Below are 23,955 nucleotides of genomic sequence, written 5' to 3'. Positions count from 1 at the left end.
AATGGAATCATGGAACGACGTGCCACACGCGTCTCCCTTTTGGCGTTCACCGCCCTCGCCTTCCTGGCGAGCATCGCAACCGCCGCACACGAAGGCTACTATAACTATCCAGACATTCACGGCGATACAATCGTCTTCGCCGCAGATGGCGATCTGTGGAAAGTCCCCGTTTCCGGAGGCGTCGCAGAACACCTGACCACCGTCCCGGGCAACGAAATGATGCCCGCCTTCTCGCCCGATGGGAAGACGATCGCCTTCACCGGCGACTACGATGGCAGCTACGATGTCTACACGATACCCGTCGAAGGTGGCTCCCCCACGCGGCTGACCTGGAACAGCTATACCGACCGCGTCACCGGCTGGACCCCCGATGGCAAGTCCATCCTCTTCTTCAGTTCCCGCAATGATCCGTTCTACGTCGCGCACGTCTACACCGTGCCGCGCGAAGGCGGCCCATCCGAGCTCTTCCCCCTCGGCCAGGCCAGTTTCAACTCCGTCAATCCCGACGGCCGCCGCGTCGTCTTCAATCGTCTCGCCACCGCCTGGGCGACCTGGAAGCGCTACATGGGCGGCACCAGCGACGACGTCTGGATCGGCGACCTTCAGACCGGGAAGTTCCGCGAACTCACCCAGTTCCCCGGCCACGATACCGATCCGATGTGGGTTGGCGACCGCATTTACTTCGTTTCCGAACGCAGCGGCCGCGACAATCTCTGGTCGCTCGATGAAGATGGCAACGATCTGCGCCAGCACACCAACTTCACCGACTTCGATGTACGCTTCCCCGGAACCGATGGCGACAGTCGAATCGTCTTCCAGCACGGCGCCGACATCTATCTTTATAGCACAGACTCGGATTCCGCTGAGCGCGTCGAAATTCTGATTCCTTCCGAACGCCAACGCCGCCGCGAACGCTTCGCAAGCCCCTCCCGCTATCTGGAGAGCTTCGACCTCTCGCCCGAAGGCGATCGCCTTGTTGCCACGACACGCGGCGAGCTCTTCAACCTTCCCGCCAAAGAAGGCCGCCCCTTCTCGCTGACAAACGGTCTTTCTTCATCGCGCGAAAAAGACGCTGTCTTCGCCGGCAAGGATGGCGAGAAAGTCGTCTTCTGGTCCGACCGCAGCGGCGAAGAAGAGCTTTACATTGCAGACGCCAAGACGGGCGAAGTACTCGGCATCGTTACTGAAGAAATGGAAAATCACGGCGAGTGGCATTTCCCGCCCGTCGTCGCTCCGAACGGCGCCAGCGTGGCATGGGCCGACCAAGTCGGCACGCTCTACTGGACCGATCTCACAACGCGCACCCTTCATACCGTCGACGACAGCGACATCTGGGAAACCGACGAATACGAATGGTCCCCCGACAGCCGCTATCTCGCCTATGCGAAGTACGTCGAAACCCGCAACCAGCAGATTTTCATTTATGATTCAAAGGAAGACGTAACCGGCCCGATCACCGACGCATTCTATAATTCCTTCAGCCCCACGTGGGATCCGAAGGGCGAATACCTCTTCTATCTTTCCAACCGAACCTTCGATCCGCTTCTCGGCCAGGTCGATTTCGAAACCATCCTGGCCCCAATGACAAAGCCCTACATGGTTCTCCTCTCCGAGGAGTCGGAGAATCCTTTCTTCCCCAATGACTATTACGAAGATCTAGAAAAAGACAAAGACAAGGAAGACGACGAGAAGGACAAGAAGGAGAAAGATGAAGACGCTGACGAGGATTGGGAAGACGACGACAGCGAAAGCGCAGAAGAAGTCGTCATCGACTGGGAAGGAATCAAAGATCGCCAGATCGTTCTCGAAAACATCCGCCCACAGGAACTTTATGGCCTGACCGCCGTCAAAGATCGCGTCATCTATCTCTCGGGAAGTTACAATGGACTCGGGGACGAAGAACTCTTCGAAGAGACATCCCTCGGCACTCAGCTGAAGGCCTACAATTACAAAGACGACGATCCGGAAGAAACCGTCCTCGCCACCGAAGTTTCACAATATATGGTCAGCCGCGACCGCAAACACCTCGCAGTCGAAACGAACGGGAACGTCTACGTCGTCAAGAGCCGCACCGACGACATCCCCGGCGAAACCGAAGCCGTCGACTTCGGCGACCTTCGCCTCCGTGTCGATCCCGCCGAAGAGTGGCACCAGATCTGGAATGAACTTTATCGCCTCATGCGCGATTTCTACTACGTGCCCGACATGGCCGGCACCGATTGGAAGTCCGAAGTTGAGAAGTACCGCCCGCTCGTTGATCGTCTCTCTACGCGCGCAGAACTAAACGACTTGATCGGTAACGTGATCGGCGAGCTCGGAACCGGCCACACTTACGTTTGGGGTGGGGACCAGGAATCCGGCCCGGGTGTTGCCATGGGAATTCTCGGCGCCGATCTGGAAATCGATTCAGAGAACAACGCCTATCGGTTTAAGAGAATCTTCAAAGGCTACAACTGGGATCCCGATCTCCGTGCCCCTCTCGGCCGCCCTGGCCTGAATGTCAACGAAGGCGACTACCTACTGGCCATCAACGGCGAACGCGTCAGCGCCGACCGCGACCCAGAAAGCTACTTCTGGAACCAGGCGAACATCGAAGTTCTCCTCACAGTAAACAGCGAACCCAAGATGGAAGGCGCCCGCGAGATTCGCATCGTTCCGCGGACAAACGATCGCATGATTCGCTACCAGCAGTGGGTTAACGAGAATCGCGAATTCGTTTCCGACAAAACCGACGGAAAGGTCGGCTACATTCACCTGCCGAACATGAGCGGCTGGGGAATGATCGAGTTCTTCCGCTCCTGGTTCCCGCAGCGCGATAAGCAAGCCATGATCGTCGACGTTCGCTACAACGGCGGCGGCTTCGTATCCCAGCTCGTCATCCATCGTCTGCGCCGTGTGCTGTACGCCTACTCGAACGTGCGCAACTTCGACGTCTCGACATACCCCGATGCCGTCTTCACCGGCCCGATGGTTTGCCTCGTGAATGAACGAGCCGGCAGCGATGGCGACATCGTCACCGAGACCTTCCGCATCTTTGATCTCGGCCCGATCATTGGCACGCGTTCGTGGGGTGGAATCATCGGCATTCGTTCCGACAAGCCCTTTGTCGACGGCGGCCTAATGACGATTCCGGAGTTCGGTTGGTTTGACGATCGCCGCGGATGGAATATGGAAAATGAAGGCGTGACGCCCGATATCGTCATCGACAATTTGCCCGAAGACGATATTGCCGGCCGCGACCGCCAACTTGAAAAGGGCATCGAAGTCGTTCTCGACGAACTGGCAAAGAACCCGCCCAAGGAACCCAAGCGTCCGCCCTCGCTCGATACGCACGAACGCTTCCGCCAGAAGTCCAAGGAGTGGTTGGATAAACCCTGATGGATCTGGAACAGCAAATCCTTGCAAACCTGAACCCGCAGCAGCAGGAAGCCGTCACGCACCATGGCACCCCGCTCATGGTCATCGCCGGCGCAGGCAGCGGAAAGACCCGCGTCATTACCCACCGCATTGCGTACCTTTCGCATGTGGTGGGTATTCCGCTGTGGCAAATTCTCGCCGTCACATTCACGAACAAGGCCGCGCGAGAAATGCGTTCGCGGATTTGCTATTTGCTGAGTGTCCCGGACGACCCCTCCCTGGCTATTTCGACATTCCATAGCCGCTGTGCTGCCATCCTGCGCCGCGAAGCCGCATCGGCAGGCCTCGAACGGAACTTTGCAATTCTCGACGAGCACGACCAGCAGACCGCCGTGAAGAAAGCCATGGAGGCCTGCGACATCGACCCAAAGCGCGTCAAACCGGGCCAGGCGCTCCACTTTATCACACTCGCCAAAATGAAACTCCTGACCCCGACCGAGTGCCGCGAGGAGTTCGACTCGTCGGAGATTCCCTACGCCGAAATCTACGAACACTACGACCGCGTGTTGAATGATAATAACGCGCTCGATTTCGAAGATCTCATCTTCCGTTGCGTGCGCCTGTTCCGCGAACACGAAGAAGTTCGGAAACGCTGGGCCGACAAGTACCGCTATGTCCTGATCGATGAATTCCAGGATACTAACTACAGCCAGTTCGAATTGGTAAAACTCCTCGTCCAGGACCATCATCACATCTGCGTCGTGGGCGACGAAGATCAGTCGATCTACTCCTGGCGTGGCGCGGATGTTTCCAATCTCCTTGGATTCCAGAAGGAATTCCCAGATACAAAACTCATCCGCCTGGAACAGAATTATCGGTCTGCTGGAAACATTCTGAAAGGCGCCGGCGCCGTCATCGAAAACAACTCGATGCGCATCGGTAAGAAACTCTGGACCGAAAAGGAACTTGGCGATCCATTCTACACAATCAGCGGTACGGACGATCGCGAAGAGGCCGAGCAGGTTGCGAAGAGCATCTCAACCCTCCTCTACGCCCAGGATGCGAACCCCGAGGATGTCGCCATCTTCTATCGCAGCCATCGCATCTCGCGCCCATTTGAAGATGCCTTCATCCGCGCCAAGGTTCCTTATCGCATCATCGGCGGAATGCGGTTTTATGAACGGCGCGAAATCAAGGATCTCCTCTCTTTCCTTCGCCTGGCCGATCAACCAACCAACGACCTTGCATTCCAACGCATTGTCAACGTTCCGACGCGTGGAATTGGTGCAAAGTCCTTCTCCGATATCGCCTCGCGCGCCGTTTTCCGGAGCTGCAGCCAATTCGAAGCCGCCCGTCAACTTCTCGCCGAAGACGCCTTTAAAGGTAAAGCCCGTAAAGGGCTCGAGAAATTCCTTGCCGATGTAAAGAAGTGGCACGTCATGGCAGCCGAGGAACCGACATCGAAGATCTTGAAGGCGATCCTCGAAGACACGGACTATCGAAAGCAGGGCGTCGGCGATCCGGAATCCCTCGATGGCGCAGCGCGACTCGAGAACATCGACGAACTCGAAACGGTCGTTTCCGAATTCGAGGCCGAATACGCCGACCACTCCCTCGCGTTCTTCCTCGAGACCATGGCGCTCGATTCCCAACGCGAAGAACGCGACGACTCGCCCAAAGTCAGTCTCATGACCGTCCACAACGCAAAGGGCCTCGAGTTCGACTACGTCTTCATCGTTGCCCTCGACCAGGGCGTCTTTCCCAACAGCCGCACCGTCGATAACCCGGAACAATTCGAAGAAGAACGCCGCCTCTTTTACGTCGCGCTCACCCGCGCGCGCCGGCGCGTTTACCTCTCCCGCGCCGAACGCCGCATGACCTACGGCCAATGGGATTACACCGAACCATCCGTCTTCCTGCGCGAGCTCCCGCAGGAAGTCCTCGACCAGCTCGGCCAGGAAACCCTCGGCCTCTCCGGACGCAGCCGATACAGCGGCTACTCCAGCCGCCCGAGCGCTTCCTCCTGGGCGCGCCGCTCCCCCGCCAGCAGCTCCGTCTCGCCCCTCTCCGGCATGCGCCGCGCGAAGCAGACCCGCCGTGCCGGCTTCAACGTCGGCGATCGCGTCGAAGATCCAGTCCTCGGCCCCGGCACCATCACCGAAGTCTCCGCCGGCTTCAGCGCCTCCAAAGTCTACGTCGAATTCGACGACGGCCGAAGCCAGGAAATCACCCTCAACTTCTCCCGCCTCAAGAAGATCGACTCCTGATTGAGGCCCCGCGAACTAGCTTCTTGAGGTGACTTGAGCATCCTTGCTCAAGCCCCAGTGACGTCGCCCACCCCATCCCTTCCACCCACCCGCCGACCTCGCCCACCCGCGACCAAGAATCCCCAACGGGGATTCAACATACCAGCCCAGGGCAGGCGAGCCCTTGGCGAGCGCCTCGTCGGCTCCACCTTGTCCGCCGCAGCCTTGGCGAAAGTGGAAGGCTGCAACAACGTCTTCTTGAGGTGACTTGAGCATCCTTGCTCAAGCCCCAGTGACGCCGCCCCTCCGTCCCTTCCACCCACCCGCCGACCTCGCCCACCCGCGACCAAGAATCCCCAACGGGGATTCAACATACCAGCCCAGGGCAGGCGAGCCCTTGGCGAGCGCCTCGTCGGCTCCACCTTGTCCGCCGCAGCCTTGGCGAAAGTGGAAGGCTGCAACAACGTCTTCTTGAGGTGACTTGAGCATCCTTGCTCAAGCCCCAGTGACGCCGCCCCTCCGTCCCTTCCACCCACCCGCCGACCTCGCCCACCCGCGACCAAGAATCCCCAACGGGGATTCAACATACCAGCCCAGGGCAAGCGAGCACCTCGCGAGCGCCGCCCTGGGTCCATAGGTCCCCAGACCCCGCACGCTGAAGGCGTGCAACACCCCCATCTCCCAACCCCCCACGAATTATGAGACTACTCGAAAGATCGCCGCGCCAAAGTGACTCAATTAACGTAAACTTTTTCGCACAAAAGTTATCCACAGGCCCTGTGAATTACTCGCGATTTATGAACGGATATAAATAACGTTACAACACTTTAGAATATTGAAAAAATTGATCTTACATGAAATCATGAATCGCGGATTCGCACTGTCCCACCTGTGGATAAGTTCTGTGGAAAAGCTCATCCGCGGAGTACCGTTGAAACCCACCCCCAAATATTCCGTAACCCCAGGTTAATCAAATCTTAATATTCGATTTTCTTCCCAGATGGACTTTTCACAGGCTTTCCACTGCTACAAGGCTGTGAATTCGGACACGCGCGCGCCATCGACTATCTTTTCACAATCGCCCACAAATCCGTCCCCAGCTCTTCCAGACCTGCAACCCCATCTAACTCGAAGAAATCCAGCCGCTTGAAGCGTTCTCCCCTGTTCTCACAGGCCCTAGTACTACTGCTGCTTTCTCTTAAGAAGAACATTAAAAAACCTTATAGTACGTCGTAGCGCAGCTTAGCCAGCTCCTTCCTCAAGTCATTGATCCTCCAGGCTAACTCCTCACGAGTCTGGCCCTGGCTGAATCTCCACCGACTTCTTGCCATGGCCAACCGAACCGCCACCGCAACATAAGCATGCTGATCCACTCGCGGATCCAGCCAATCGTCCTGCCGCCGGCGGATCGAACTCGCCACGGCCGCCGCGTGCTCCGCCGGGAAGTACCCTTGCGCCGCCTCGCCTTCCAACTCCCGCAGCAGCAACTTGTGCTCGTGATGCAACGCCACCTGCAGAACGATCAGGTACAAGATAATCGCCCCCACAATCAACATCGCGCCGATCAGACTGAACCCCAGGTGTTCCGTCATCGCACTCAACACTGCCAGGCTGTTCCAGATGAAATGCATCACGACGGCCGCTGAATAGCCCCCCAGCGCCAGCAGGACCATCCCAGCCGGCCGCATCGCCCGTTGCCAGCCGAACCCCAGGCACGCACCCAAAGTCGCCGTGGCCGCCGCGTGCATCGCCGACGTGAACAGCGTCCGAAACACGATCACCGTCACCCATGCACTCACGCCGCCGCTTGCATAGCTCTGCAAGAAATACGCGAAGTTCTCCGCCATTGCGAACCCCAGCCCCACCGCAACCCCGTAGATCACGCCGTCCGTCAGGTTATCCAGCCAGCGCCCCAGGAACAGCAGCCCGACGATGAACAGGCCCTTGAAGAACTCCTCAATCGGCGGCGCCGCCACAATCGCGAGAAAATACTGCTGATGCTCCGCATCCAATACGAACGCCACCGGCACCTGCAGGATCACCTCCAGCAGAGCCGAGAACATCGTCGCCCCGAAAGCCCCCCACGCAAACGCCAGCGCCAGCGTCCACAATGGCTCGCGCTCGTACCGATCCAGCCACCACACCACCAGCAGCACCGCCGTCAGCGGAACCACCGATGCCACCACCGAGACGAACACGACCATCGCGCTCATATCTTGCTTCGATCCTCACCCGAAAGAATAATCGCCCTTGCTCGGCCCGGAACTCATCACGAAGCTGCCGCCCATGACGACCGCGAACCCCACAAACGCCGCCGATCCCCGGCCCGCCCTTCGCGCCTTTCCGCGCGAGGACCTCATTCAATTCATCGAGGACGCCGGATTCCCCGCATTCCGCGGGAAGCAAGTCTTCCATTGGCTGCATCGCAAAGGCGTTCGCGACATCGCCGCCATGAAGAACCTGCCCGCCGACCTGCGCCAGTGGCTGATCGAGAACACGCGCCTCGGCGGAGTCGACGGCATCGAGCGTGCCCTCGTCTCAACCGATGGCAGCATCAAGTTTCTCCTTCGCCTCCGCGACGGCCTCAAGGTCGAAGCCGTCCTCATGCCCGGCAGCGGCAACAACGCCGACAAGATGACCCTTTGCGTCAGTTCCCAGGTTGGCTGCGCCGTCGACTGCAAATTCTGCGTCACCGGCATGAATGGCTTCTACCGAAACATGACCCCCGACGAGATCGTCGACCAGGTCCTCATCACCCGCGCCCACCTCGAGCAGCTCGACGACGGCCGCTTCCTTCGTAACATCGTGTACATGGGCATGGGCGAGCCGATGCTCAACCCCGAGAACGTGATCGCCTCCGTCCGGATCCTGACCGACCAGGAAGGCGTCAACATCTCGAACCGCCGCCTTACCGTCTCCACCAGCGGCATCATTCCCGGCCTGGAGAAGCTGGCCGCCGCCGACCTTGGCGTCGGCCTCGCGATCAGTCTCAACTCGCCGACCAACGCCGAGCGCCAGGACATCATGCCGATCACCCGCAAGTACCCTCTGGAGGATCTGCTCGATACGGTCGCGCGCTTCCCCCTGCGGACTCGCGAACGCGTCACCTTCGAGTACGTCCTTCTCGGCAATGTCAACGACTCCGCTGCCCATGCGCGCCAAGTCGCGAAACTCGTCAAACGCGTCCCGTGCAAGGTCAACGTCATCCCGTTCAATCCCGATCCCGCGCTCCCATACGAACGCCCCGAAGACGAAGCTATAGCGAACTTTCAGCAGATTCTTCTCGATGCAAACCTGACCGCCAGCATCCGCTGGTCCAAGGCCCTCGACGTCAGCGGCGCCTGCGGCCAGCTCGCCGGCCAGTCCCGTCAGCGGACCGAGTAACATGGCCGACAATCCCGCCGCCACTCAGTTCCCACTCCTTCAGCGTCTGACCGACCTCGAACGCACACCCGCGGCACGTCGCTACGGCGAGCAGGAATACAACCTCGACGGCTTTCGCGGCTGGGTTTCGCGCCTCGGAAACGCCCACCGCCGTACACCCTGGATCCACATCGCCGGAACCAAAGGCAAAGGCTCCACCGCCGCCCTCACCGAATCGATCCTCCGCGCTGCCGGCGCCCGCACGGGCCTCTTCACTTCTCCGCATCTTGAGCACTACGGCCAGCGCTTCCGTTTCGACGGCACTCCCTGGCCGCTTGACGAGTTCGGAGCAGCCCTGGAACGCCTCCGACCCGATCTGACAGAGCGACAAGCAAAACAGCTTGACAACACGCATTCGTTGCGCACTGTATTTGAAGTACTTACGGCTCTTGCATTCATTGAATTTGCCCACCGCTGCACGACTGCTGGGATCCTCGAAGTCGGCCTCGGCGGCCGTCTCGACTGCACCAACATCATCGACCCCATCGTATCCGTCATCACGCCCATCGGCATGGAGCACACCCGCCTCCTCGGCTCTACCATCGAGCTGATAGCCGCCGAAAAAGCCGGCATCATCAAGCCACATCGCCCTGTGGTGATCTTCGAGCCTCAGACGGAGCCCCAGCAGCGCGCCCGCGAAGTCGCCATAGCCCGTGCCCAGGAACTTGGCGCGCGGATTCTCCAACCCGTCCCCGTCCGAATCATCGAACGCCGCATCGATGGCCAGATCCTCGAAGTACAATGGCGCGGCCGCACAATCCGGCTTCGCCTGGCGCTTCTCGGCGACCACCAGGCACGAAACCTCTCCATGGCCATCGCCGCGGCGGAGGCCTTCGCCAGTGCACAAGACATCACATTGAAAGAAGATCACTTGATCGAAGGAGCCGCACAGGTCTCCTGGCCCGGCCGTCTCGAGGTCCTGCCCGGCGCGCCGGCGCTTGTCCTGGACGGAGCCCACTGCCCGCTCAGCGCCTCCGCCCTTGGCACCGCGCTGACCCAGCTCTCCCTCGGCCCCTTCACACTGCTCTGGGGCATGCAGCGCGACAAAGACGCCGCCCGTTTCCTCGCCGAACTCACCGCACACGGCCTGGCGGATCAGATCGCACGCGTCGTCGCTTACGAAGTCCCCGGCGGCCGCGGAGCCGATCCCGAAACCCTCGCCCAAATCGCCCGCGAGGCCGGCTTCAATGCCGAGACAGCCCCCACCGCCGACACCGCATTCGCCACTGCCCGCGCCCACGGCCAAACCACCCTGGCAACAGGCACCCTCTACACCCTCGCCCCCTTCGCCAAACTCCACCGCGAACCATGACGTAACCCAGCAAGCGAGCTTGTGAACTGAGGTGACCTGAGCATCCTTGCTCAAGTCCCAGTGACGCCGCCTCTCCGTTCCTTCCATCCACCCATCAACCTGGCCCACGCGCGACCAAGAATCCCCAAGGGGGATTCAGCATACCAGCCCAGGGCAAGCGAGCACCTCGCGAGCGCCTCGTCGGCTCCACCTTGTCCGCCGGAGCCTTGGCAAAGGCTGATCCTTGCCCAAGCTCCAGAGTCTTTGATTTATCCAAGAAACGTTCGCGCCCTGAACCCCCGCAGAAACCCGTCGGCTTGATTGCCAAACAGATCCGTGGCTATCTCCCGCAGGATGCGGTCGCCCGAAGGGCGGCCAAGCTGAATGACCCCGAGTGACCGACAGGGAACTCGGGGTAGACTGGCTGGCTCTGAATCGTCCCCGAAGGGGGCGAACTCAAACATCCAGCCACGCCACCAGAAACAGCCCGATACTGATCAACCCGTTCGCCGTGAAGAACGCCGCGTTGATTCGCGACAGATCCCGCGGACTCACGATGCTGTGCTGATGCCGGATCAGTAGCGTCACACCCAGAATTCCCAGCAGGAACAGCACCCCTAGCGGTGGGCTGCCCGCCAGCCACGCCAGAAGAAACATCACCACCGCTCCCACATGTACGCGCCGCGCGTACGCCATTGCTCCGGCCAGGCCGTAGCGCTTCGGAATCGAGTGCAACCCGCCCTCGCGCTTGTCCGTCTCGAAGTCCTGGCACGCGTACAGAATGTCGAAGCCCGCAACCCATAGTAGCACCGCGATCCCCAGCAGAATCGGAAACAGCCCGATCGACCCACGCACGGCGATCCATGCCCCCAATGGCGCCAACCCGAGCGCTGCCCCCAGCACGAAGTGCGCATACTGCGTCCATCGCTTCGTCAGGCTGTACCCCAGCAGCACCGCCAGGCACGGCGTCGCCAGCGCCAGGCACAACCAGTTCAACGCCGCGGCCGCCGCATAGAAAACCACAATTGCCACGATCAGCGCCGTCCAGGCGAACGCCATGCTCAATTCGCCCGTGACCAGCGCGCGCCCGCGCGTCCGCGGATTTCGCGAGTCGATCTCACGGTCGACGATTCGATTGAAGCACATCGCCGCGGTCCGCGCAGACACCGCAGCGATGATAATCAACACAAACGTCCCGAAACTCGGCCAGCCCTGGGCCGCGACCAGCATCGCGATCAGCGCAAACGGCAGCGCGAACACCGAGTGAGAAAACTTGATCATTTCAAGGAAAGTTGCGGTTTTGCGGAAAAGCGACATGACCTACTCGCCATCCCCCGGCAGAATGCCATCCACCTCGCGTGCGGGACGCGGAATCACATGAACGCCCAGCAACTCACCCACGCGGCGCGCTGCCTCTGTTCCCGCATCGATCGCCGACCGCACCGCGCCCACATCCCCGCGGATCATCACCGTCACCACGCCGCCGCCGATACGCTCATGCCCCAGCAACTCGACCTGGGCCGCCTTCAGCATCGCATCCGCCGCCTCAAGCGCCGGCACCAGCCCACGCGTCTCCAGCAAACCAAGAGCCTCCTGGTAAGGCAGACGATGTTCCGATTCAGGGGTCGACTTCGCCATGGGCGCCTCCATACCGGCAATGTGCGGCCTTCCCCGCTGAAGCGCAAGCGCTTCCGAGATGGGACAATGAGAACCCCCTGCTGCATCGATTCGGTTGCGCCCGTGGGCAGTCCTGGTGGGCAATGGTCGCCATGATGCGCGATTCAAAGAACAACGGTTCGATCTGGAAGACACCGTGGCCCACGGTGCTTCTCGTCGTTGCCGACATTCTCGGCTTCAGCGCGTCCTGGTGGATCGCCTACGAATCGCGCGCCGCCCTCGGTCGCTGGATGGGTCCCATCAACGAGTTTGAACCCTACAAGCACGCCTTCGCTCTCGTCGTCCTCACGGGCCTGATTAACTGCTCGCTGTTTGGCCTGTACGTCGTTCGCCGGCGCCTTTCGTCGCTTAACGCGTGGGGCGCCCTTATCAAGGCTAGCTACCACTACCTGCTCTACATGATGGTGATCGGCTACTTCCTGAAGGAACTCGATCTCGGCCGCGCCGTTATCCTGCTCGCCGGCCTGTATGGGTTTATCTACCTCTACGCCAGCCGGACCGCCGTCCGTCGCCTCAAATGGAGCGCCTTCCAACGCGGCCGCGGCCTCGTCCGAGCTGCCATCGTCGGCACCGGCGAACTCGCCGCCGAGGTCCACGAGTCCCTTCTCCGGCACGCTGACGTTGGGTTCGAGATGGTTGGTTTTGTCCGCCATCCGAACGACCAGGACTCCGCGGATCTCCCCAAAGACATTCCCATGCTCGGCGATGCCTTCGAACTCGAAGAAATCACCCATCGCCATCAAATCGAAGAAGTCTTCCTCGCCGTTCCGCACCTTTCGCCCGACGAGCAACTCAACCTGATCAGCCTCAGCGAACTCCGAGGCCTCCGCATTCAACTCGTCTCCAACCTGTTTGGCGTTATCACATCGCGCGCGAAGGTCGATGAAATTGCGCAGTTCCCCGTCGTCACGCTGCGCGACGGCCACCTGCCGATTCACCAGGCCGTCGCAAAGCGCGCCTTCGATCTCAGCGTCTCCCTGATCGGAGTCGCCACCTGGATCCTGCTCTTCCATTGGTGGATCGTCCTTTGGATTCGAAAGGACTCGCCCGGCACGGCAATCTTCGCGCAGGAACGCGTTGGACGCGATGGACGCAAATTCCGTCTCTACAAATACCGCACCATGCACACGAATGCGGAGGCCTATGCTGTCGCGCCGACCAGCCAGGAAGACCCGCGCATCACCCGCGTCGGACGCTGGCTCCGCAAGACGAGCCTCGACGAACTGCCGCAACTGTGGAACGTTCTGAAGGGCGATATGTCCATGGTCGGGCCGCGTCCCGAAATGCCCTTCATCGTCGAGCAATATGAAGAATGGCAGAAGCGCCGCCTCGACGTGAAACCCGGCGTCACCGGCCTCTGGCAAGTTGTCGGGCGAAAAAACCTGCCGCTGCATTTGAATATGGAGTACGACTTCTATTATATTAAGAATCAGTCGCTCTTGCTCGACACAGAGATTCTGATTCGCACCGTGCCCGCCGTCTTGAAAGGCAAGGGCGCCTTCTAAGAGAGTCCGTCTATGCGCATCGTAATCGTAGGAGCCGGAACCGTCGGCTCGAACATTGCCAGCCATCTGACGCGCGATCGGCACGACGTCATCGTCGTCGATTCCGATTCGCGAAGACTCGGCGATCTCGAAGACCACCTCGACATCCAGACTCTTTCCGGAAACGGATGCGATCCGGATGTTTTGAAGCAAGCCCTCGCCGGCGAGCAGCCCTACTTGCTTCTCGCCGTCACCGACCAGGACAATACCAACCTGATCGCGGCCTACGTGGCGAAGCGAATCGGCGTCCCACGAGTCGTCGCGCGCGTCCATTCGCGATTCTACCTTGATATGGCCGATGTTAACTTCCGCGATCCGCTCGGCATCGACTTGTTGCTTTCGCCGGAGATTCTCTCGGCACTCGAGCTGGTTGGTTTTGTAGAAAACCCCGCGGCCCTTGCAGTCCGGTCGCTCGCCCGCGGCCGACTCGAACTGCGAACTGTTCTTATGTCGCCCTTCAGCCCCTTCTCGATGAGCCAACTGAAGGACCTCAAGTTCCCCTCCGGAATGCTCATCGCCAACATTCGCCGCGGAGGAAAAACATTTACTCCGTCCGGCGATACCATGTTAGAAACCGGAGATCGCGTGACATTGATCGGACTTCCCGAAGTCCTCGATCGCATTCATCCCGAATTCGATACCGAGCAGGAAATTCGTCCCCCGAAACGTCTTCGTGTGGCAATCGCAGGGGCCGGCGAAACGGGATTGTACCTTGCCGAGCAATTGGAAGAACGCAATCACCAGGTCTATCTGATCGATACCGATCGCGCCCGTTGCGAACTTGCCGGCGAGCGCCTTCACCGCGCCGTCATGCTGCATGGCGATTGCACGAATATTCAATTCCTTCGCGAAGAACAAATCCACAAGATGGACGCCTTCATCGCAGCCACCGGAGACGATGAATCAAACGTCATGTCCGCACTCCTGGCAAAGGAACTCAAAGTCGATCGCACCGCATGCTTGATCGATCGACCCGACTACGTTCGCGTTGTGGAGAAGGTCGGTATCGATGTCGCCATCTCTCCGCGCATCGTCGCAGCGAATCGAATCATGACTCTCGTGAAGCAGGGAAAGATTCGCTCCGTTACGCTGCTGGAAGAAGGCCAGATCGAGGTCAACGAATACCAGGCGGTTTCCAAATCCGCGATCGTCGGCCAGCCGTTGAAGGACATTGAACTTCCAAAGGGCACACTCGTCGGCGCCGTCGTGCACGGCCTCGATGTCACCATTCCGCGCGGTGACAGTATCATTCGCCCCGGCGACATCGTCATCGCCATCGCCGAAGCCGCCGCGGCCGATGAACTCGATCGCCTGTTCCAACCCGGATCGATTCCGGAACGCTAGGGGCGCCGCCGCGATATTATGAATATTCGACTCCTCTGTCGCTATCTCGGAATTCTGCTCGGGTTTCTCACCCTTCTCGAAGTCCTCATTGTACCCTTCGCGATTTACTATAACGAATGGCACGCTCTCGGCCGCATCGCAGAAGCCATGGCCGGCGGATTCCTCTTTGCCGTCATTCTCTATTTGATCGGTCGGGATGCGACCGGGGATGTCTTTCGGCGCGAAGCGCTCGCCATCGTCGGCCTCGGGTGGATTCTCGCCGCTGGCGTTGCCGCACTCCCGCTCTTCCTTACCGGAGTCGCCCCGACCTACACCGACGCCTACTTCGAAAGCATGTCCGGCCTCACCACCACAGGATCGACAATTCTCACAACCATAGAAGATCATCCGAAATCGATCTTGCTCTGGCGTTCCTTCTTACACTTCCTCGGTGGCCTGGGGATTATTGTTTTGTTTGTCGCGATTCTTCCAATGCTCGGTGTCGGTGGTCGCGCATTGTTTAAGCAGGAGGTCCCCGGCCCCGTTCCCGAAGGCCTCACCCCACGCATCAAAGACACAGCCGTTGCGCTGTGGAAAATCTACATTGCCTTTAACGTCATCGAAGCCATCGCTTTGATGATACTTGGAATGTCATTTTACGACGCGATCAACCATGCGATGGCCACCATGGCGACCGGCGGTTTCTCCACAAAGAACACCAGCGTTCTTGCCTTCGCCAGCCCCATGATCGAATGGTGTATTATCATCTTCATGGTCATTGCCGGCACGAACTTCAGTCTCCACCTACGCGCCGTCCAGGGCCGATTTGACTACTTCCGCGATCCGGAATTCCTAAGTTACATTTCGATCATCATAGGTTCCGCGGTTGTCATTGCCGTCCTCCTCTACGTGCACGAAACGCCCGCCGTTTCGAAACCCGGTTCCTTCAATTTTCGCGACGCCTTCTTCACCGTCGTCGCATTGAAAACAACAACCGGTTTTGGAACAGTCGATTTCCAGCAATGGCCGAACGCCGCGCGCATCATGTTGCTGATTCTGATGTTCTTCGGTGGCTGCGCCGGTTCGACCGGCGGCGGACTGAAGGTCATTCGTTGGATCATTCTCTTCAAAGCTGGTTACCACGAAATCCAAAGCAAAATCTCCCCGCGCCGTGTGCGTCGCCTGAAACTCGGTGGTCGTCCCATCGGGGATGACATAGTTCGCGAAGTTCTCGCGTTCTTCTTCCTTTACATGGGCATCGCGATCCTGGGCAGTGTAGCCATTGCGTTTGCAATGCCGCACCAATCGGTTCTCACATCGATCAGTTCCGTCGTCGCAACGCTGAACAACATCGGGCCCGGCCTCGACGCCATCGGGCCCACTGCGAATTTCGCGCATCAATCGCTCCCGGCGAAATGGCTCCTCTCGCTCTTCATGGTCCTGGGTCGATTGGAACTGTTCGCCATTCTCGTTCTGTTCTCGAGGAACTTCTGGAGAGTGAAGTAAGATCACGGAGACGGTACAATGAAGAGACTGCATCACGTACAAATCGGATTCATCGGCGCCGGCAACATGGCCGAGGCCCTCGCCCGCGGCATCACCGCGGCCACCCTCGTTTCGCCCAGCCGCATCATGATGTCCGACGTCCGCAAGGACCGCCTGGCCCAGTTGGCCGATTCCCTCGGCGTCGTCCCAAAGGAAAACAACCAGGCTATCGTCGAGGAATGCGACATCGTCCTCCTTGCCGTGAAGCCCCAGGACCAGCGCCGCGTCCTCACCGAGATCGCCCCCTTCACACGCTCGGAGCACCTCTTCATCTCCATCATCGCCGGCACACGCACCGAGACGATCGAGAACGAGATCCGCAACGACCTGAACCCGAAGCCGCGCGTCGTTCGCACCATGCCCAATACCCCGGCCCTGATCCAGGCCGGCGCCACGGCTGTTTCCCCCGGCGAGCACGCCACCGACGAGGACGTCCTCCTCACCCAGGCCCTCTTCGCCAGCGTCGGCGTCACTGCCGTCGTCGAACCCGATCTCATGGACGCCATCACCGGCCTCACCGGCTCCGGGCCCGCCTACGTCTTCTACCTCATCGAAATCCTCTACAAGGCCGGTCGGAAGCTTGGCATCCCCGAGGAAGACGCCCATCGTCTCGTCCTCCAGATGGTCTACGGCTCCGCTCTCATGGCCAAGCAACACCGCCTCACCCCCGAGGAACTCCGCCGCCAGGTTACCAGCCCCAACGGCACGACCCAGGCCGGAATGGAAGTCCTCGAAGAAGGCAAATTCCTCGAAACCATGGTCGCTGCTATCGAAGCCGCAACCAACCGGTCGAAGGAACTTGGCCAGGGCTAGACGTCTGACCTCAAAAAACTTCCAACGCGCCTGATTTTTTTCTTGTCGTTGTTCGATTTGCTCGGTTCCGGTGATCGGTACGGATGCAGCGGGCTCATTGCGCACAGCACCGCCCGCAATTCTGCACTTCGCCCCGTCCCAAAAGGAGTCCCTTCCATGTTCCGGCGCACGCTCTGGTTGTTCAAGTTTCTCGCAATTTCCATCGTTGTACTGTCGATGGCGGCCTGTTCCGCCAAACCCGAAAACTCGCCCGTCATTCGCAAGAAATTCGCGGAAGTCGACGAGATGAAGACCGAGAATCAGGAACTCGTCAAAGAAGTCCGTACCCTCATGGGTGATGTGACCGTCCTGAAGGATCAGGTCTCCAATCTGCGTGCGCTGTCCCCCGATGCCTCCGGCGAAATCGACGTGGTGAACCGCATCGAGCAGCTCGAAGCTCGCCTTTCCAAGCTCGAGACCGGCCAGACCGTCATCGCCTCGGCCAGCAAGCCCGCCACCAGCACCCACGGCTCTCCCCCGCTGGCCGGTGCTTCCTCGGACAAGGACATCATCCGCGAGACCATTCGCAGTGCTGCCCAGGAAACCAGGACCGAGCCCAAACCCGTCGTTCACGAAACCAAGACCCAGACCAAGCCCGCCGTGAAGACCGTGGCCGTCTCGACCGCACCGAAGCCGGCTCCCAAGCCGACCACCCCGCGCGGCCACTACTACACGATCGAATCCGGTGACTCCCTCGAGTCCATCGCCGCGAAGAACGGCGTCAGCCTCGACGCGCTGAAGAAGGCGAACCACCTTCCGCCTGGCGCGCGCCCCCTCAAGGGACAGCGCCTCTTCATCCCTGCGAAGTAACCCGGTCTCTCCCACCCAGTTGGTCAGATCCCGACAAGGAGACGCCGCCATGAACGAGGAATCGGAAGGCACAGGAACATTCGAAAAAACCCGCCGCGCATATCACGCCACGCGGGCATTCCTCACCGGCTGTTCGATGTTCATCACGATGATCGTGTGGACCGTCAGCCTCTCAATCCCGATCGAATGGCGATGGTGCGGCTCCGCCCACGTCTGGGCCAGACACTGGATGTAAGACACTGGCGACTGCAGATCACAAATTCAACGCCCCATCGAGCTTCAAACTCGATGGGGCGATTTCATATCACGCAGTTTGATGAGAACGCCTTGGTTCAGCCGCCCAACACATACTTGATCAACGTCTCCCCGCTCGAACCGCGCTCGGCCAGGCACTTGATCACCGCCACGATATCCGCACGACCGAAATCCGGCTTGAACAGCCGACCCCACTCGAACGTCAGCCGCTCCCGCGTCTGATCCGGCGGCGGCCACAACTGCTCCCCGCGCTCCTGACAGAAATGGTAATACGGCACGAGCGCCGCCGCGTACAGCCGCGCCATCGTCTCGGGCGGAATTGCCGGCGCCGCCTTCAGCGCCTCCCCGATGTGCTCATTGAATTCATCCATGTAAGGCAGCGGCGTGTTGATCAGCCGCGTGTTCGCCGGAAAAGTCATCGGCATCGGTATCGTCCTCCAGGTTGATGATCCGTTACTGCCCCTCGCTGGTCGCCGGAGACTGGCTGCCCTCGTACCAGGTCCGCAAGTGTACTTCCGCCGGCTTCCCGCGCGGAGAATATCCCCGCTGCGAACCGCCCTTGAAATCCAGCCACTCATAGAAGAACACGCCATCCAGTTCCGGGCGCCCGTCCCACGCATTGATGAAAGCCTCGTACGCGCGACGCTGTTCCTCCAGATCGACCTCCGACTCCAGCGTGTAGTTCCACGGATAGACTGCGCCGCCGTCCAGCGAAGGATAACCCACCTCCGTCAGAATCAGCGGCTTGTCCGGAGTCGTCCGCAACCTCCACGCCAGAATCCAGTCTCGCCACTCAATCCACGATTCATTCAGGTCTTCCTGCGACGCATCCAGGTCATCCGCCAGTTCGTAGTACGATGACAGCCCGATCGCATCCAGCGCATCCCACCACGACGGCCCCGTCAGGTGGTCCCAGTTGCACGAGTACAACAACTTGCCGGGGAACTCCTGTCGCACCGCTGCGATCGTTTCGCGCCAGTAACCATCGTCCGATTCCAGCGAAGACAACTCGCTTCCGATGCTGAACCATGCCGCATCGCCTTCCGCGGCGATCCGCGCATAGTGAACCATCCAACGCTGATACGTATCGTACCACGTCGTGATCGATTCCGGCTGCATGTTGCCGCGCCACTCGTCCTCGCCCGGGTCTTCCAGCAGCACGATCGGAAACAACATCACATCCAGCCCCGCCTCGCGTGCCTCAGCCATCGTCCGCCGCAACGTCGCATCCGGCACCGTCCGTCCCGGCCGCGCATACATCCGCGACGACGTCCCGTTCTCCTGCATCAACACCACCAGCAGACTGACCGTATTCGCGCCCGTGTCGGCGATCTCCTTGATCGCATACCCGTAGTCATAATCCGGATCCGACGCATACAACCCCAGCGCCACCCCCTTCATCGGCGGCGCCTGCGCAAAACCCACAGACGCGACCATCACGAAGACCGCTGCAACGAGATACCCAAGCCCCAGGTGCTTCCATCGCGCGTCACTCATGAACCATCCTCATCGCCGGTTTCCGGCATCAAACGCTCCACGTCGATTCGTGGAACCAGCACTTCCAACAAAGTCTTCATATCATCCGGAATCGGTGCACAGAATTCCACCCAACGGCCATCCGCCGGATGACGGAATCGAAGCAACCGCGCGTGCAGAAACGGCCGACCGAAACGCAGGAACGCCGTCCGGATTTCCGATTCCTCGTTACGAACCTTCTCAAGCGCACGGTGTTGCGTCCCACCATACAATTCATCGCCCACAATAGGCAGACCGATGTGCGTGCAATGCACGCGAATCTGGTGCGTCCGTCCCGTATCGAGCCGACACTCCAGCAACGAAAACCCGCGCAACCGCCCCAGCAAATGCAAGTGCGTGATCGCGTTCTTCGCACCCGCGCCATCCACCGAACGCTTGATGCGATAATGCTCGTGACGACCGATCGCCGCCTCCACCGTGTGAACATCCCAATCCGGCTCGCCGATCACCAGCGCCAGGTAGCGCCGCTTCATGATCCGCTCGCGAATCTGGCCCGAGAGAATCTTCATCGCCTGGTCGTTCTTCGCGATCACCAGCACACCGCTCGTCTCACGGTCCAACCGATGCACGAGCCCCGGGCGCTTCACACCGTTGATCCCCGGCAGATCCGGGAAGCGATGCAACAACGCATTCACCAGCGTCCCGTCCGGATTACCTGCTGCCGGATGCACCACCATCCCCGACGCCTTGTTCACGACGATGATATCGTCATCCTCGTGCAACACATCGATCGGGATATCTTGAGGATGCGGCCACGGATCTTCCGCCGGCGGGAAGTCAATCGTCACCTCCTCGCCGCCCTCCAGGGTCATGCTGCGCTTCGCCGGTTCGCCGTTCACCAGAACTCGGCCGTCCTTGATCAATTGCTGAAAGAACGTCCGGCTGTGAACCTCCTGCCGCCGGCCCAGCCACGTATCGAGCCGAACGCCCGCCGATTCCGGCGGGGCGGTAAATGTTTCCTGGTTGGTACCATTCTCATCGGTCATAATCATCATCGTCGCGGGGCAATGCGCCGGTGCGCGTGCCCCGCAAGGGTCTGTAAAGCCATTCAAATGCCAGGATTGCCGAGCCCTATCCGCGGTACTGCGGACCCTCGATACCGTCGACCATCGTTCGACTTAATCGCACCAGCACTGCCGTGCAGGCCCCGATCGTCGAACGCTTCAGTTCCTGCTTCAGATTTCCGATCGCGTTATATTCGATAATCGAATCGCCTGCGCCCGAGATCCGCCCCTCGAACAGCGTCTGGCCCGTGAACCGATCCGTGAATTCCGCATTCACGGACAGGATCGTCTTCTTGTCCTCCATATAGAAATCGATCGATCGATACCGCAGCAGATACCCGTCCGGACTCTGTAGAATCTTCAGCAGATCGGCATCGATTTCCGACGCGCTGTCGAACTCGTAGTCGTACGTGCCCATGTTCAATTCGGTTCCCTGGATGGAAGCCGTGACCGGGTCCGTCGCCTCTTCGTACATCATCTCGTCGATGATGACGATGCGATTGTACATGCGCGCAAACCGCGCCGCCGTCTCTTCCTTCAGAGCCTGGCCGTAGAAAATCTTAAACGACTTCGGCTCTGGAAACAGCCCAAGCCGCGCCGAATACTGCACCTCGTCGATGTCGTTCGGAACGACCACGATCAGTGGCGCATCGTAGTAATCTGGCGCCTGGTAAGGCACATGACGCTCGAACGTCACGGCGTGCTTGCATCCCGTTGTCGCGAACATCGCCGCCACCAGGATCATCAGTAAAAACGCCCGAGAGTACTTCATCGGAATTGGTCCTTTCAGGAACTCATCACTCGAATCTTATACACAACCTGCTCTTCCGACTTCCCCTTCACGTATACGCCTTCAGTCTGTTCAACCTGGCAATTCAGATCGCCAAAAATCGCCGCATCCGGCCCGCCCAGAATCTCCATTGTTTGCGAGCCCGCAACGATCTCGTTCGTCGTGGCAAGTCCCTGCAACCGGGAAGACAGATTCACAACGTCGCCGATTGCTGTGAACTCGATGCGAATCTTGCGCCGACCGACCAGACCCGCAACCGCTTCCCCCGTATTGATGCCGGCGCCCGTCGCCAACTCGATTCCTTGCGCCCGCAAATCATCCCTCTCGCCGAACGCGCTCATTGCCTTCTGAATCTCGATCGCCGCGCGCAAAGCCCGCTCTGCGTGATTCGGCGGTTCCTCGGGAATCGCTCCGAACAGCGCCATCACCGCGTCGCCTATGAACTTGTTCACTTGGCCCTCGTGGCGAAAGACAATTTCCGATACCGTGTCGTAAAACCCGTCGAGAATCCCCAGCACAACCTCCGGATCGTGCCGCTCGCTCAACGTCGTGTAGCCACGAATATCGACAAACAAGACCGTCAGCTCTCGATTCGAGCCCCAGATCGCCTCGTTGTCGTAGTTCTTCAGGATTTCCTCGCCGATGCGCGGCGAAACCGACCGCAGGAACACGTCGCGCACCAACCGACGATCTCGTTCCGCCACACCGACGATGTAAGCGAACAGGAAAACCGTCCAGAACATTGCTGCCAACACGGGACGTGCAATCGGCAGAACCCACCCGGCCGTACCGAACAGAAGCACCGCCGCCGCAAGGTAGAACACAACGCCCAATACTGTCACGCGCACCGCCACACGGAATGGCGAACGGAAGAACAACACGCCTGCCCCCGCACCCAGAACCATCAGTAACAACCAGTCGAACCACACCGGCGTTCGCCGCACGTAATCTCCGCGCAGCACATTGTCCACGACATTCACGTGCACACCCACCATCGGAAACGCCGGCTGCAACGGAATCGGCTCCACGTCCGTCTCGCGCCCACCGGCAACCAACTCGCCAACGAAGACAATCGCGTTCTTCATCCGTTCCCGAATGTGGCGGTTCGCCGCTTCCTCCGGAAAGTACCCCATCCCCAGCAACAGACTCGGGTTCGATGGCCGCTGCAGAAAGTCCTCACCCTGGCGGTAGTTCACCAGATAATATCCGCGATCATCGATCGGGATCCGCACCGGCTCTTCTGCGTTGCGCGTCGGATGAATCGTAATCGCCTCGCCCCAATCGATCTCCACATCGCGAAACCGGGTACCGTAATGCTCGCACAACGCCGCCAGATCCAGATTCGGGTACAACATATTGCGGAACGCGAACACGAGCGGAATCGAACGCACCACGGCGCCTTCGCTCTTCTCGATATTTGCGATGCCCATTCCGTTTGGCGTCGTCAGCAATGTCGGCGACACCATGATCGGCGACGCGGCCTCAATCGGATTCGCACCCGGCTGCGACTCAAACGGACGCCCGATCGACAGCTCCATCCAACGCTCCGCCAGCAACCGGCGAATCGCGCGCGTCCACGTCAGCCGCAACGCCAGAGCCTCCTCTTCTTCCGGAGACATTGGCTCCGCCGACTGCATCGCCTGCTGACGATACTGCGCCAACTGCCCCTCGTACTCCGCCAGCGAATGGACAAACAAAGCCTCCAACTCCGCAGCGTCCGTCCCCTTCTCTGCCAGCGGCAACAACTCCGCCAACTCTTCCGGCGGCTCGCCCGGTGGCAGCCCCGGAGCGAAATTCGTATCGATCCGGTAAGCCAACACCGTCGGCAGTTCATTCATGCGCCAGGAGAGAATATCGTCGTGATCCTTTGTGCGTTCGAAGAAGATATCGAACACAACCATCTCCGCGCCCCATTCGTGCAGGTTCCCAAGCAGCCGAATGTACGCCTCGCGCGACGCAATCTCATCGCCCATGTCGGCGCTGTCTTTCTCATTTAGCCCGACAAGCACCAGCTTCTCTGAAATCGGTTGTGGTTGAATCGCGTCTCGCAGCCGAAGGCGCACATCATACGTTGCCCACTCCGCCTGCTCGAGAATTGGAATCGGAACAAGAGACAAGAACACCGCGGGAAACAATCCGAGCAGCAACGTCACCCACAAGTTGCGCCGACCCGTTCCGCTCGGACCGCGACGTCGCTTGCCCGTCGGGCCGGTCGCTTCCGTCGACACACGCGCTGTCGACTCTGCGCCCGATCCCTCTTGCGGGACCTGCCCGTCGCCCGTCGCAGTCATCGATCGTTTCT

At 59.8% G+C, this 23,955-nt stretch carries 18 protein-coding genes; 10 read left to right on the top strand and 8 right to left on the bottom strand.

Annotated features, from left to right (window positions below; genetic code table 11):
• The first annotated feature begins 9 nt into the window (after nt 1-9).
• Both KQI84_18290 and KQI84_18285 read left to right on the top strand, forming a co-directional pair.
• On the top strand, nt 10-3,378 hold the full coding sequence (locus tag KQI84_18290) for a PDZ domain-containing protein (protein ID MCB2156832.1): 3,369 nt from the start codon (nt 10-12) through the stop codon (nt 3,376-3,378).
• Nucleotides 3,378-5,624, top strand: coding sequence for a UvrD-helicase domain-containing protein (locus KQI84_18285; protein ID MCB2156831.1), 2,247 nt, complete (start codon nt 3,378-3,380; stop codon nt 5,622-5,624). Before KQI84_18290 ends, KQI84_18285 begins: the two co-directional genes overlap by 1 nt.
• A 1,199-nt stretch (nt 5,625-6,823) precedes the next feature.
• Here KQI84_18285 and KQI84_18280 read toward each other — a convergent pair.
• The gene (locus KQI84_18280; GenBank protein MCB2156830.1) at nt 6,824-7,816 is read right to left on the bottom strand and encodes a PrsW family intramembrane metalloprotease; all 993 of its coding nucleotides are present in this window, start codon (nt 7,814-7,816) and stop codon (nt 6,824-6,826) included.
• Between the two features lie 73 nt (nt 7,817-7,889).
• Here KQI84_18280 and rlmN point away from each other — a divergent pair, with 73 nt between their 5' ends.
• A complete protein-coding gene (gene rlmN, locus KQI84_18275; GenBank protein ID MCB2156829.1) occupies nt 7,890-8,987 on the top strand; it encodes a 23S rRNA (adenine(2503)-C(2))-methyltransferase RlmN in 1,098 nt (365 codons plus the stop codon).
• A gap of 1 nt (nt 8,988) precedes the next feature.
• Nucleotides 8,989-10,338 carry a hypothetical protein gene (locus KQI84_18270; protein MCB2156828.1) on the top strand — a complete coding sequence of 450 codons (1,350 nt, stop codon included), beginning with the start codon at nt 8,989-8,991 and terminating at the stop codon, nt 10,336-10,338.
• A 435-nt stretch (nt 10,339-10,773) separates the two neighbouring features.
• Here the strand turns inward: KQI84_18270 and ubiA are convergent, their stop codons facing one another.
• Nucleotides 10,774-11,634 (bottom strand): putative 4-hydroxybenzoate polyprenyltransferase, encoded by an 861-nt coding sequence (gene ubiA / locus KQI84_18265; protein MCB2156827.1) that lies wholly within the window; start codon nt 11,632-11,634, stop codon nt 10,774-10,776.
• Nucleotides 11,635-11,637: 3 nt separating this feature from the next.
• Entirely contained in the window at nt 11,638-11,955 is a 318-nt protein-coding gene (locus tag KQI84_18260) for a BMC domain-containing protein (GenBank protein MCB2156826.1), read from the bottom strand.
• 131 nt (nt 11,956-12,086) lie between these two features.
• Between KQI84_18260 and KQI84_18255 the strand changes: the two genes are divergently transcribed.
• The 6 genes from KQI84_18255 (at nt 12,087) to KQI84_18230 (ending at nt 18,303) form a co-directional block, all read left to right on the top strand.
• Nucleotides 12,087-13,499 (top strand): sugar transferase, encoded by a 1,413-nt coding sequence (locus KQI84_18255; GenBank protein MCB2156825.1) that lies wholly within the window; start codon nt 12,087-12,089, stop codon nt 13,497-13,499.
• A gap of 12 nt (nt 13,500-13,511) precedes the next feature.
• Entirely contained in the window at nt 13,512-14,882 is a 1,371-nt protein-coding gene (gene trkA / locus KQI84_18250; GenBank protein ID MCB2156824.1) for a Trk system potassium transporter TrkA, read from the top strand.
• A gap of 18 nt (nt 14,883-14,900) precedes the next feature.
• Nucleotides 14,901-16,367: a TrkH family potassium uptake protein gene (locus KQI84_18245; protein ID MCB2156823.1), complete on the top strand. Its 1,467-nt coding sequence runs from the start codon at nt 14,901-14,903 to the stop codon at nt 16,365-16,367.
• An 18-nt stretch (nt 16,368-16,385) separates the two neighbouring features.
• Complete coding sequence (locus KQI84_18240) at nt 16,386-17,219, top strand: pyrroline-5-carboxylate reductase (protein MCB2156822.1); 834 nt, start codon at nt 16,386-16,388, stop codon at nt 17,217-17,219.
• A gap of 156 nt (nt 17,220-17,375) precedes the next feature.
• Nucleotides 17,376-18,068: a LysM peptidoglycan-binding domain-containing protein gene (locus tag KQI84_18235; GenBank protein ID MCB2156821.1), complete on the top strand. Its 693-nt coding sequence runs from the start codon at nt 17,376-17,378 to the stop codon at nt 18,066-18,068.
• A 49-nt stretch (nt 18,069-18,117) separates the two neighbouring features.
• Complete coding sequence (locus KQI84_18230; GenBank protein MCB2156820.1) at nt 18,118-18,303, top strand: hypothetical protein; 186 nt, start codon at nt 18,118-18,120, stop codon at nt 18,301-18,303.
• 97 nt (nt 18,304-18,400) lie between these two features.
• Here KQI84_18230 and KQI84_18225 read toward each other — a convergent pair whose 3' ends face one another.
• From KQI84_18225 to KQI84_18205, 5 genes are all read right to left on the bottom strand, one after another.
• Nucleotides 18,401-18,748 (bottom strand): hypothetical protein, encoded by a 348-nt coding sequence (locus KQI84_18225; protein ID MCB2156819.1) that lies wholly within the window; start codon nt 18,746-18,748, stop codon nt 18,401-18,403.
• Between the two features lie 28 nt (nt 18,749-18,776).
• Complete coding sequence (locus KQI84_18220) at nt 18,777-19,820, bottom strand: hypothetical protein (protein MCB2156818.1); 1,044 nt, start codon at nt 19,818-19,820, stop codon at nt 18,777-18,779.
• Nucleotides 19,817-20,845, bottom strand: coding sequence for an RluA family pseudouridine synthase (locus KQI84_18215; protein MCB2156817.1), 1,029 nt, complete (start codon nt 20,843-20,845; stop codon nt 19,817-19,819). Before KQI84_18215 ends, KQI84_18220 begins: the two co-directional genes overlap by 4 nt.
• A gap of 85 nt (nt 20,846-20,930) precedes the next feature.
• Nucleotides 20,931-21,635, bottom strand: a complete 705-nt coding sequence (locus tag KQI84_18210) for a hypothetical protein (GenBank protein MCB2156816.1) — start codon at nt 21,633-21,635, stop codon at nt 20,931-20,933.
• A gap of 14 nt (nt 21,636-21,649) precedes the next feature.
• Nucleotides 21,650-23,944 carry an adenylate/guanylate cyclase domain-containing protein gene (locus tag KQI84_18205; GenBank protein ID MCB2156815.1) on the bottom strand — a complete coding sequence of 765 codons (2,295 nt, stop codon included), beginning with the start codon at nt 23,942-23,944 and terminating at the stop codon, nt 21,650-21,652.
• Nucleotides 23,945-23,955: the final 11 nt, after the last annotated feature.

Source organism: bacterium (assembly GCA_020444065.1).
Classification (GTDB): domain Bacteria; phylum Sumerlaeota; class Sumerlaeia; order SLMS01; family JAHLLQ01; genus JAHLLQ01.
Note: the sequence above shows the minus strand (reverse complement) of the source record. Positions and strands in the feature narration are given on the sequence as shown.